Genomic DNA, 11,923 nt, shown 5'->3' with positions numbered 1-11,923 from the left:
AGGGCGGCTTCAATCAGGGTGGCCAGGGGGGCTACAACCAGGGCGGCTTCGGCGGCCAGGGACAGCAGCCCCAGCAGGGCGGCGGCTTCGGCGGCCAGCCCGGCTACAGCGCCCCTGCCGGCGGCGCCCCGGACGACCCCTGGGCCACCGGCGGCTCCACCTCCTTCGGGGACGAGCCCCCCTTCTGAGGCGCTGCGGCACCCCGTTCCCCTCATCATCACCGTTATCTCGTAGAGCGCCCTGAGCGCTCAGACCAAGGAGTACCACTATGGCGAAGCCCCAACTTCGCAAGCCGAAGAAGAAGATCGGCCCCGTCAAGGCCATCAAGGTCGGCGTCATCGACTACAAGGACACCGCCACGCTGCGCAAGTTCATCTCCGACCGCGGCAAGATCCGCGCCCGCCGCGTCACCGGTGTCTCCGTCCAGGAGCAGCGCAAGATCGCCAAGGCCGTGAAGAACGCCCGCGAGATGGCGCTGCTGCCCTACTCGAGCTCCGCTCGCTGAACGGAGGCCACCGACATGACCACCAAGCTGATCCTCACGCACGATGTCACCAACCTCGGCTCCGCCGGCGAGGTCGTCGAGGTCAAGGACGGGTACGCCCGCAACTACCTCGTGCCCCGCAAGCTGGCCACGCCGTGGACCAAGGGCGCCCAGCGCCAGCTCGACCAGATGGCCGAGGCGCGTCGTCGCCGCACGATCGAGTCCCTCGAGCAGGCCCAGGCCGCCCGGGCATGGCTGGGCGACAACGTCGTGACGGTCACGGCGACGGCTGGCGCCAACGGCCGCCTCTTCGGTGCCGTGACCACCGCTGACCTGGCCGCCGCGGTCAAGGACGCCGAGGGCCCGGTCATCGACCGCCGCGCGATCGAGGTCGTTCCGCCGATCAAGTCCATTGGGCGTCACAGCGCCTCGGTGCGCCTGCACCCCGACGTCGTGGCGACCATCGAGGTCAACGTCGTCGCCGCCCGCTGACGCGAACCCACCCCCGCACCACCGCGCGGCACACCGCTGCGCGGTGGTGCGTCGCGTTCCCGCGGGGGCCCTGTCTGCTTCGGTGGTGTCACGGGCGCCCTGTGTGCCCCGCCGGACCGGCTCAGGTGGTGGGCGGTACGAAGGCGGCGAGGGACCGGGTGCGCAGCCCGGTGGTCAGGACCCGGGCGCCCATGAAGACCCATCCGAAGGCGACCCACAGCCACACGAGCGACCCCGTGGCGGGCTCGGGCCAGCCGTGGGCAATGAGGACGGTCAGCGGCAGGTAGGGGACCAGGGTGACGATCCCCGCCCAGGCGAGGTAGCGGCCGTCCCCCGCGCCCATGAGCACCCCGTCGAAGAGGAAGACCGCGCCGGCCATGGGCATGGCGGTGCCCGCCACGAGCAGCGCGGGCCAGGCCGCGTCGACCACTGCGGTCTCCGTGCTGAAGAGCCGGGGCAGCCATGGGCTGAGCACGGCCACCGCGGTGCCGAGTACCGCGCCCGCGGCCACGCCCCAGGCCAGGCAGCGTCGCAGGACGGCGCTGACGTCTGTTGTCGCGGCCTCGCCCATGGGGGTGGCGACGGCGGACTCCGGCTCGGAGCCGGAGGCACCGGTGGTCCGGGCCTGGGCGGCACCCAGCGCCCGCCCGACCAGCGCCTGCGCGGCGATCGCCAGGGCGTCCAGGGCGAAGGCCGTCAGACCCCAGACGGCGGCCACCACCTGGTGGGCGGCCAGGGCCGTGGTTCCCAGGGCGGTGGCCGCCCACACGGTGGCCAGGAGCGCCACGCGCAGGGAGATCGTGCGCACGAGCAGGGGCAGGCCCGCGCCCAGGGAGGTCCCGAGGCCGGCGAGTCGCGGTGCCACCGCGACGCCCTCGTGCCGGGCGGCGCGCAGCACGGGTGCGCCCAGGGCCAGCGCCATCGCCGTTTGCGACACGGCGGTTCCCAGGCCCGAGCCGGCCACGCCCATCCCCGCGCCGTACATGAGGACGGCGTTGAGCGCGACGTTGAGGACCGCGCCGGCCGTGGCCACGACGAAGGGGGTGCGTGTATCGAGCAGGCCGCGCAGTGTGCCGGTCGCGGCGAAGACGACGAGCATCCCTGGCAGGCCGCCGGCTGAGGCGCGCAGGTAGGCGACGGCGTTGGAGGCCACCGCGTCCTGGGCGCCCAGCGCGCCGGTCACCCACGGGGCCCCGGCCCCCAGGAGGGCGGCCGCCCCGACGCCCAGCAGGAGGGCCAGCCACAGGCCGTCGACGCCTGCGCGCAGGCCCCCGCGCCGGTCACCGGCCCCGAAGAGCCGAGCGGTCGTGGCGGTCGTCGAGTAGGCCAGGAAGACGAAGAGGCCGACAAGAGTGGTCAGCACTGTCGAGGCCAGTGACAGCCCGGCCAGGCTGGCGGCGCCGAGGTGTCCGACCATGGCCGAGTCGATGAGGACGAAGACCGGCTCGGCGACGAGGGCGCCGAGCGCCGGCAGGGCGAGGGCCAGGATCTGCCTGTCCAGGGCGCCGCCTCGACGGCGCCCGGGGAGCGTCACGGGCACGGCTCCTCCGATCGGTGGCTCGCTGGAATGTCAGGACCTTGGCGGCTCCTATACCACACCGGACTCGGCGAAGGCTCAGCGGTCTCTGCAGGCGGGGCGGGCGGGCGCTGGGCACCCGCGGAGCGTCTCATGTGGATTACAGCGGAGCGTCTCATGTGGATAACAACTGAGCCGAACCTTGAGGTCTTCCACAGAGTTTCCCACTTCTCCACAGATTTGATCGTCCTTCGAGACGCCGGCCCCGAGTGCCCGGGTCACTGGCAGAAAAGCCCGGTATGTCAAGGATTGACAGACCGAGTGACATCGGTCTCGGTTGCGATGTCCACCGCACGACCCACCGAGCACGGTTCCTCGTCCCCAGCGTGTGGCGTCATATCCACAGCCCGCACCGGGTTATCCACACCGGCCGGCGGGGCTCCGTTTGCCTCCGCCGGAGACGGTCGATAGCCTCGCGCGGGCACCGCTGGCAGGCGTGCGTCGGTGCGTCAGGAGGGACCCTTTGACCGACATCGACCACACCGGTGGGCCTGCCGGCCGCAGTGCCGAGCCGGACCGCGTGGCGGCCCGCTTCGACGGCGAGTTCGACCGGGTCCCGCCTCAGGACCTCGATGCCGAGATGGCAACCCTGGGCGGCATGCTGCTGAGCAAGGACGCGATCACCGACGTCATCGAGGTGCTGCGCGGACCGGAGTTCTACAGGCCCGCCCACGAGTCGATCTTCGACGCCATCGTCGAGGTCTACAACCGCACCGAGCCGGCCGACCCGCTCATCGTGGCCGACGAGCTGGCCAAGCGGGGCGAGCTGGAGCGTGTGGGCGGGGCGCCCTACCTGGCCAGCCTCATGGCCACCGTCCCCACGGCCGCCAACGCCGCCTACTACGCGCGCATCGTCAAGGAGAAGTCCCTCATGCGCGGCCTCGTCCAGGCAGGGACCCGCATCACCCAGCTGGGCTACTCCACCGACGCCGGGGACATCGCCGAGCTCGTCACGCTGGCCGAGGCCGAGGTCTACTCGGTGGCCCACCACGAGGGGCAGAAGGAGGACTACGTCAACGTCGGGGCGCTGCTCAACGAGGCCAACCTCGAGATCGAGGCCGGGCAGGCGCGCGACAGCGGGCAGATGACGGGTGTGCCCACGGGCTTCGTCGAGCTCGACGAGCTGACCGGCGGGCTCCACCCCGGGCAGATGATCATCGTTGCGGCCCGCCCGGCCATGGGCAAGTCGACCCTCGCGGTCGACTTCTGCCGCTCGGCCTCGATCCACTCGCGTGGGCCGGATGGCAAACTCATTCCCAGCTGCTACTTCTCTTTGGAGATGGGGCGCATGGAGCTGATGATGCGCATCCTGTCCGCCGAGTCGGGCGTCGACATGACCAAGCTGCGCGGCGGCAAGACGATGAACGAGCGCGACTGGCAGGACGTGGCCCGCGCCTACAACCCCGTGTCCGAGGCGCCCCTGTACATCGACGACTCCCCGAACCTGACGATGCCCGAGATCCGCTCCAAGGCGCTGAGGCTCAAGCAGCAGCACGGCCTGGGCCTCATGGTCATCGACTACCTCCAGCTGATGAGCTCGGGCAAGCGGGTCGAGTCGCGCCAGCAGGAGGTCTCCGAGTTCTCCCGCTCCCTCAAGCTCCTGGCCAAGGAGATCGAGATCCCGGTCGTGGCGGTCGCCCAGCTCAACCGGGGTCCCGAGCAGCGCACGGGCAACAAGCCGCAGATGTCGGACCTGCGTGAGTCCGGCTCGCTGGAGCAGGACGCCGACATCATCATGCTGCTGCACCGGCCGGAGTACTACCAGCCCGAGGAGCGCCCCGGCGAGGCCGACATCATCGTGGCCAAGCACCGCAACGGCCAGACCAAGGTGATCCCCGTGGCCTTCCAGGGCCACCTGTCACGCTTCGCGAACATGGCCCGGGACATGGGCGGCGAGCCCGCCTACGACTGACCCCGCCCTCCGCGAGATCGGGACATATGGCACCTCGAGATCGGGACATATGGCACACCGCTCCCGCGGGGTCCTGGCTACTCGACGTCGTCTGCCGACAGGTCGATCTCGGCCAGCGGAGTCGGACGGGAGCCGCGCACGAGCTTGAATCCCAGCCACAGCGCCACCGCGATGGGCAGCCCGATGTAGGCCACGAGCAGGCCGTACCAGGTGAACCCGGCCAGGGCCAGGTTGACGCCCTGGCCGATGATGACCAGGACGAAGACGATGAGGGAGAACCAGGTGCCCACCGGGAAGAGCTTGGCCCGGTAGGGCAGGTCCTCGACCGTGCGGCCCTGGGCCTTCCAGGCCGCGCGGAAGCGCAGATGGGCCAGGCAGACGCCGACCCAGACGATGAAGCCGGTCAGGCCGGTGGCGTTGTAGAACCAGGTGTAGGCCACCGAATCGCCCACGAGGCTGGACAGGAAGCCGAGCATTGAGATGCCCACGGTCGCCAGCACGCCCCACACCGGCACGCCGCTGCGCGAGACCCGGCCGAAGACCCTTGGTGCCCGACCCGCCCCGGCCATGGAGTACAGGAGGCGCGAGCCGACGTACAGCGTGGAGTTGCCCGCCGAGAGCACCGAGGTGAGCACGACGGCGTTCATGAAGGCCGCGGCGATCGCCAGGCCGGCCCGCTCGAAGACGAGGGTGAAGGGGCTGGCGGCGATGTTCTCCTCGGAGGCCTGGAGCAGGTTGGGGTCGGTGTAGGCCACGAGCGTGGAGACGACGGCGATGGCCCCGACATAGAAGATCATGATCCGCAGGAACACCGAGTTGATGGCCCGCGGCATCGTCGTGCGGGGGTTCTCGGCCTCGCCGGCGGCCACCGCCGCCGACTCCACACCGATGAAGGAGAAGCCGGCGACCATGAGCACCGAGGTCGTCCCCGCCCATCCGCCGACGAAGGGGGCCTCGCCGGTGGTCCAGTTGCTCAGGCCGCCCTCGTGGCCGCCCATGATGCCCACGATCATCGCCAGCCCCAGGATGAGGAAGACGATGATCGTGATGACCTTGATGCCGGCGAACCAGAACTCCGACTCCCCGAATATCCGGGCCGAGAAGAGGTTGAGGCACAGGATGATGCCGAGGAACAGGGCGCTCCACAGCAGGGAGGGGGAGCCGGGGAACCAGTACTTCATGATGATCGAGGAGGCCACCAGCTCGACGGCGATCGTCATCGCGCAGGAGTACCAGTACATCCAGCCCACCGTGAAGCCCAGGGCGGGCTCGACGTACTCCCCGGTGTAGGTCTCGAAGGCTCCGGCCACCGGCCGGTGGGTCACCATCTCGCCCAGCGCCCCCATCATGAAGAAGATCGCCAGGCCGATGACCCCGTAGCTGAGCAGGGCCCCTCCGGGTCCGGCGTCGGAGATCGACACCCCGGTGCCCACGAACAGGCCGGTGCCGATGGCACCGCCGATCGCAATGAGGTTGACGTGGCGCGCGCGGAGCTGACGCTGGAGCGAGCCGGCGGCGGGTGCGGTGTGGGGCTGTCCGCTCATGGGGACCTCCGTCGTTGTGGGGTCGGCAGCCGCATCGTCGCGGCGGCCCGAGATGCGGCAGAAGAGCCGCAGCGGATAGAGTCTTAGCATAACGGCGCGATCACGTCGCGACACGTCCCAGAAACTGGAGCACCCATGGATACCACGGAGACCACGGAGGTCACCAAGGCCCTCGTCCGTCGTCCGAGCCCCCGCCTGGCCGAGGGCCTCGTCACACATATCGAACGCAGCGCGATCGACCTCGAGCTGGCCGAGCGCCAGTGGCAGGGCTACGTCGACGCACTCCACTCCCAGGGCTGGGAGACGATCGAGGTCGAGCCGGCCCCCGACTGCCCCGACTCGGTGTTCGTCGAGGACGCGGTCGTCGTCTACGGCCGCACGGCCGTCATCACCCGCCCCGGTGCCGACGCCCGCAAGCCCGAGACCGAGGGCGCCGAGAAGGCGGTGGCGGCCCTGGGCTACGACATCAAGCGCATCGAGGCCCCCGGCACCCTCGACGGCGGTGACGTCCTCAAGTTCGGGGGCACCGTGTGGGTGGGCCTGGGAGGCCGCACCAACGAGGAGGGTGTGCGCCAGCTGCGCGAGCACCTCGCGGCCGAGGCCGCCGAGACGATCGGGGTGCCCCTGACCAAGGTCCTGCACCTGAAGTCGGCGGTCACCGCGCTGCCCGACGGCACCGTCGTCGGCTATGAGCCGCTTGTCGACGACCCGGGTGTGTGGGACTCCTTCCTGGCCGTGCCCGAGGAGTCGGGGGCGCATGTCGTCCTCCTGGGCGGCAACCGCATTCTCATGGCCGCCGACGCCCCCCGTTCCGCCGAGCTGTTCCGTTCCCGGGGCTACGAGGTGACGACGGTCGACATCTCCGAGTACGAGAAGCTCGAGGGGTGCGTGACCTGCCTCTCGGTCCGCTTGCGCGGCTGCCCCTCCTGACGCGCGGTCCCCGACGACGGCGCCGGCACCCGTGAGGGTGGCCGGCGCCCTCGTCGTTGCCCGCGGGGCGGACCGTGCGGGGCGGACACCGGGAGGCGGGGGGATCCCGGACCGACAGCCGCCGAGCCGCGCCTCAGGGCCGGTAGTGGCCCTGGTAGACGCAGTCGAAGGGAGCGCCGCCGTGCATGCGGTGCTCAATGGAGGACACGACGACGTCCTTGGCAGTGGTCGCGGCGGCCAGGGGGTCGGCGCCCTTGGCCAGCTCGGCGGTCAGCGCGGCGGCCAGGGTGCACCCGGCGCCCGAGACGCGCTCGCGGCCGACGGCCGGAACCTCCAGGACCTGCGCGGCGCCGCCGTCGTCGTAGACGTCCAGGGCCGTGTCGGTGCCCAGGAGCGTGCCGGCCTTGGCCAGCACGATGGGGACCCCCTGGTCGTGGATGGCGCGGGCCGCGGCCTTGAGACCGTCGACGTCCTCGATCGCACCGAGGCCCGACAGGACCTGGCTCTCGAAGAGGTTCGGCGTGGCGACCGTGGCGTGCGGCAGGACGAGCTCGCGCAGTGCGTTGTCGATGTCCAGGGCTGCGCCGGGCTCCTGGCCCTTGCAGATGAGGACGGGGTCGACGACGACCTGTGGGAAGTCGTACTCGGCCAGGGCCGCGGCGACGGTCTCGATGGTGGGAACCGTGCCGAGCATGCCGATCTTGACGGCGTCGATACGGCCGTGCACGGCCACCGCCGCCTCGATCTGGTCGTGGATGACCTGCGGGTCGATCGGCACGAAACGGTGCCCCCAGTCCCGTGCGGGGTCGCAGGAGACGATGCAGGTCAGCGCCGTGCAGCCGAAGACACCGAGCTGGTGGAAGGTCTTGAGGTCCGTCTGGGCGCCGGCGCCGCCGGAGGCCTCGGAGCCGGCGATGGTCAGGACGATCGGAGGGGAGTCGCTCATGGCCCCTAGCCTGCACCAGGCGGACCGGTGGCGCACACGGCGCCGACCGCCCCGGCTGACAGGTGGGCCGGCGGGGCTGACGGCCGGGACCTCCCGGGCCTCCGGTCCGGCCCGCAGGCGCAGGCGTGGCAGATCGGCCTCCCGAAGCGCTGCCAATCGATGGTCTCTTCAGCGACGATAGAACCATGAGCGCCCCCAAGCAGGCCGGAGCCGGCCCCGCACCGTCCACCTCGGCCCCCACCTGGTCCCCCTTCGCCGCCGAGGTGCCGGCCGAGGTCCGTCAGGCCGTCGACGCCGTCCTGGACGCCTCCGGGATCGACGCGGCCACGCGCGAGATCCTCACCGCGCGCATCGAGCGCTGGTACCCCGACCTCATCGACGGGCTGATCATCCTCTACGGGGAGCGGCGCGCCACGGCCACCGCCACCTCCCTGCTCGTCGAGGCGGCCGGGACCTACCTCGAGCGGTGCCCCGAGCTGCGCAGCCTCGACCTGGCCCGCACCCTGGACCCGCAGTGGATCCAGTCCCCGGGCAGGATCGGGTACGCCGGCTACACCGAGCGCTTCGCCGGGGACCTGCGCGGCGTGGAGGAGCGCATCCCCTACCTGCGCGAGCTGGGGGTCACCTACGTCCACCTCATGCCCCTGCTCACCCCGCGGCCCGGCGACTCCGACGGCGGATACGCGGTGGCCGACTACCGCTCGGTGCGTCCGGACCTGGGCGGCATGGAGGACCTGGCCCACCTGACCGGCGAGCTGCGCCGGGAGGGGATGAGCCTCGTGGTCGACCTCGTCCTCAACCACGTCGCCGCCGAGCACGAGTGGGCCCGGCGCGCCCGTGCCGGCGAGCAGCGCTACCGGGACTACTTCTTCATTTTCCCCGACCGCACCGAGCCCGATGAGTACGAGCGGACCCTGCCGGAGATCTTCCCGGACTTCGCCCCGGGTAACTTCACCTGGGACGAGGAGCTCGGCGGCTGGGTGTGGACGACCTTCAACTCCTTCCAGTGGGACGTCAACTGGCGCAATCCGCAGGTGCTTGAGGAGTACGTGTCGATCATCCTCAACCTGGCCAACCAGGGTGTGGAGGTGCTGCGCCTGGACGCCATCGCCTTCACGATCAAGCGCAAGGGCACCGACTGTCAGGGCCAGCCCGAGGTCAACGCCATCACCGAGGTGCTGCGCGCCGTCACGCGCATCGCCTGCCCCGCCGTCATCCTCAAGGCGGAGGCCATCGTGGCCCCCACCGAGCTGCTCCAGTACCTGGGCCAGGGGCGTTACACCGGCAAGGTCTCCGACCTGGCCTACCACAACTCCCTCATGGTCCAGATCTGGTCGATGCTGGCCATGCGCAACGTGACCCTGGCGGCGCACGCCTTGAGCAGTCTGCCGGTCGAGCCCTCCACGGCCACCTGGATCACCTACATCCGCTGCCACGACGACATCGGCTGGGCCATCGACGACGCCGATGCCGACGCGGTGGGTCTCAACGGCTACTGGCACCGTCTGTTCCTGTCGGACTGGTACCGCGGGGTCTACCCGGCATCGGACGCCCGCGGCCTGGTCTTCCAGTACAACCCGGTGACCAACGACCGCCGCATCGCCGGGACCGCCGCCTCCCTCATCGGCATCGAGTCGGCGGCCGAGGCGGTCGAGGGGATCGACGAGCGCACCCCGGCATGGCGCGAGGAGGAGCTGCGCACGTGGCTGGAGGAGCGCTTCAACGCGCTACGGCTGGCCAATGCGATCATCTACGGCTGGGGCGGTGCGCCGGTCATCTGGAGCGGCGACGAGCTGGGACAGTTCAACGACCCGAACTGGGACACCGAGCCCGGCCACGAGGCCGACTCCCGCTGGGCCGGTCGCCCGGTGCTCGATGAGGCGCGGGTGGCCAATCGCCACGACCGCTCGACGGTCGAGGGTAGGGTCTTCACCGACCTGGCACACCTGGGCCGGGTCCGGGCGGGCCTGCCGCAGCTGAGCGCGGAGGTGCGCACCGAGGTCGCTCCGGTCGACGACGACGGCGTGCTCGTCACCTTCCGCGACCACCCGTGCGGCAGCTTCGTCGGGGTGTACAACGTGACCCCCGACTGGCGGTCGGTGCCAGCCTGGCGCCTGGCCGAGTACGGGGTGCTCGGGGCGGTCGATGTCCTGACCGATACGGTCCCGGCGAGCTCGACGACGCTGGAGGGGGCGGGCGACGGGCGCGTTCCCGTGCCCCCCTACGCCGCCTGGTGGCTCGTGCGCGCAACCGACTGAGGTGCCCTCGCCACTCGGCTCCGCGCCCGGGTGGGCGCGCATGCCCGCGCGTGCCGTGCATCATGGGTCCATGACTGTGCACGACCACGCCCGGACGGCGCGGAGGGCGGGGGCCGGACCCCGCCCGGCCGGGGGAGTGCCTCCGGCGCTGCTGCCCGTGCTGCCCGCGCCCGACGCGGTGCCGGCCGTTGAGGACGCCCCCGACACGACCCTTGTGCCCACCGCGTTGGATGCGGCCACGCCGGCGGCGCTCCTGGCCGGGGAGTTCACCGCCGAGCGGGCCTCCCGTCCTCTGAGCGTCTTCGACATCATGCGGGTGGGGATCGGGCCGTCCTCCTCCCACACGGTCGGCCCCATGCGGGCCGGACGCTCCTTCGCCGCCGAGCTCGCCGGGGTACTCGACGCCTCACTGCGCGTGAGATCGGGGGCGCACAACCGGCGGGAGGGCTGCACCGAGCCGGTGGCGAGGCTGACCGTGGAGCTCTTCGGCTCCTTGGGCGCCACCGGCCGTGGCCACGCCACCGACCGGGCCGTCGTCATGGGCCTGGCCGGTTACGAGCCCGAGACGGTGCCCACCGAGGTCTGCCAGGGGCTGGTCGAGCAGGTCACCGCCTCCGGTGTGCTCGTCGTCGACGGCGTGGCTCCGCTGCCCTTCAGCCCGGCGTCGGACATCACCTTCCTGCCCGGGCGGGTCCTGGCCTACCACCCCAACGCCCTGACCATGACGGCCTACTGCGAGGCCGGTGGCGAGGTGCTGCGACGCACCTACTACTCGGTCGGCGGGGGCTTCGTCATGGAGGACGTCGGAGAGCCGGGCGCGCCCTCGATCCAGGCTCTGGCGACGGTGGCCACCGCCGAGCTGCACGCCACCCCCGCCCCCTTCCCCTTCTCCACTGGCGCGGCCCTGCTCGCGGTGTGCGAGCGCGAGGGGCTGCGGGTCTCCGACGTCGTCCTGGCCAATGAGGTCTCCGCCCGGCCCGAGACCGAGGTCCGGGCCTACCTCGACACGCTTCGTGACACAATGTCCGCATGTATTGCGGCGGGCTTGGAGGCCGATGGTGTGCTGCCCGGCGGGCTGGGGGTGCGCCGGCGCGCCAAGGCCCTCCATGAGCGGCTCAAGGCGCAGGGCACCGGGCCGATGCGCGCCTTCGCGATGGCCGACCCCTTGCGCGGAATGGACTGGGTAGACCTCTACGCCCTGGCCGTCAACGAGGAGAACGCGGCCGGCCGCCGGGTCGTCACCGCACCGACCAACGGCGCGGCGGGGATCGTCCCGGCGGTCCTGGCCTACTACGAGCACTTCATCCCGGGGGCCGACGACGACGGCGTCCACCGCTTCCTCCTGGCGGCCACGGCCGTGGGGGCGCTCATCAAGACCAACGCCTCGATCGCCGGCGCGGAGGTGGGCTGCCAGGGCGAGGTCGGCTCGGCCTCGTCGATGGCGGCGGCGGGGCTGGCCGAGGCGCTGGGGGGTACGCCCGCCCAGGTGGAGAACGCCGCGGAGATCGCGATGGAGCACTGCCTGGGGCTGACCTGCGACCCGGTGGGCGGGCTGGTCCAGATCCCGTGCATCGAGCGCAACGCGGTGGCGGCGGTCAAGGCGATCAACGCCGCGCGCATGGCGTTGTGGGGGCAGGGGCGCCACGCGGTCAGCCTCGACACGGTCATCGAGACGATGCGCCAGACCGGCGAGGACATGCTCGCCAAGTACAAGGAGACCTCGCGCGGGGGGCTAGCCGTCAACGTCGTCGAGTGCTGAGGGGCGGCGCGGGTTCGCCTGG

9 protein-coding genes and 1 pseudogene are annotated in these 11,923 nt (G+C 71.4%); 7 read left to right on the top strand and 3 right to left on the bottom strand.

From position 1 onward, the window contains the following. From Q4C85_RS07795 to rplI, 3 genes and pseudogenes are all read left to right on the top strand, one after another. A pseudogene (locus Q4C85_RS07795) lies at window positions 1-188 on the top strand (single-stranded DNA-binding protein); the annotation flags it as partial. An 80-nt stretch (window positions 189-268) separates the two neighbouring features. Then, window positions 269-505 (top strand): 30S ribosomal protein S18, encoded by a 237-nt coding sequence (gene rpsR, locus Q4C85_RS07790; RefSeq protein ID WP_026426343.1) that lies wholly within the window; start codon window positions 269-271, stop codon window positions 503-505. Between the two features lie 15 nt (window positions 506-520). Beyond that, the gene (gene rplI / locus Q4C85_RS07785; RefSeq protein WP_303141087.1) at window positions 521-976 is read left to right on the top strand and encodes a 50S ribosomal protein L9; all 456 of its coding nucleotides are present in this window, start codon (window positions 521-523) and stop codon (window positions 974-976) included. A gap of 121 nt (window positions 977-1,097) precedes the next feature. Here rplI and Q4C85_RS07780 read toward each other — a convergent pair whose 3' ends face one another. Further along, on the bottom strand, window positions 1,098-2,510 hold the full coding sequence (locus tag Q4C85_RS07780; RefSeq protein ID WP_303141086.1) for an MATE family efflux transporter: 1,413 nt from the start codon (window positions 2,508-2,510) through the stop codon (window positions 1,098-1,100). Window positions 2,511-3,072: 562 nt separating this feature from the next. On the opposite strand from Q4C85_RS07780, the gene dnaB reads away from it, so the two are divergent. Next, window positions 3,073-4,464 (top strand): replicative DNA helicase, encoded by a 1,392-nt coding sequence (gene dnaB, locus Q4C85_RS07775; protein WP_303141093.1) that lies wholly within the window; start codon window positions 3,073-3,075, stop codon window positions 4,462-4,464. 77 nt (window positions 4,465-4,541) lie between these two features. Here dnaB and Q4C85_RS07770 read toward each other — a convergent pair whose 3' ends face one another. Beyond that, a complete protein-coding gene (locus tag Q4C85_RS07770; protein ID WP_303141085.1) occupies window positions 4,542-6,008 on the bottom strand; it encodes an amino acid permease in 1,467 nt (488 codons plus the stop codon). A gap of 135 nt (window positions 6,009-6,143) precedes the next feature. On the opposite strand from Q4C85_RS07770, the gene ddaH reads away from it, so the two are divergent. Then, on the top strand, window positions 6,144-6,938 hold the full coding sequence (gene ddaH / locus Q4C85_RS07765) for a dimethylargininase (protein ID WP_303141083.1): 795 nt from the start codon (window positions 6,144-6,146) through the stop codon (window positions 6,936-6,938). A 133-nt stretch (window positions 6,939-7,071) separates the two neighbouring features. Here ddaH and Q4C85_RS07760 read toward each other — a convergent pair whose 3' ends face one another. Continuing rightward, complete coding sequence (locus Q4C85_RS07760) at window positions 7,072-7,884, bottom strand: bifunctional hydroxymethylpyrimidine kinase/phosphomethylpyrimidine kinase (RefSeq protein WP_303141082.1); 813 nt, start codon at window positions 7,882-7,884, stop codon at window positions 7,072-7,074. Between the two features lie 185 nt (window positions 7,885-8,069). Here Q4C85_RS07760 and Q4C85_RS07755 point away from each other — a divergent pair, with 185 nt between their 5' ends. Both Q4C85_RS07755 and Q4C85_RS07750 read left to right on the top strand, forming a co-directional pair. Continuing rightward, a complete protein-coding gene (locus tag Q4C85_RS07755) occupies window positions 8,070-10,142 on the top strand; it encodes an alpha-amylase family protein (protein ID WP_303141080.1) in 2,073 nt (690 codons plus the stop codon). A 70-nt stretch (window positions 10,143-10,212) separates the two neighbouring features. Further along, window positions 10,213-11,901: an L-serine ammonia-lyase gene (locus Q4C85_RS07750; protein ID WP_303141078.1), complete on the top strand. Its 1,689-nt coding sequence runs from the start codon at window positions 10,213-10,215 to the stop codon at window positions 11,899-11,901. The last annotated feature ends 22 nt before the right edge of the window (window positions 11,902-11,923 follow it).

It is taken from the genome of Actinomyces sp. (assembly GCF_030524025.1).
GTDB lineage: Bacteria > Actinomycetota > Actinomycetes > Actinomycetales > Actinomycetaceae > Actinomyces.
Note: the sequence above shows the minus strand (reverse complement) of the source record. Positions and strands in the feature narration are given on the sequence as shown.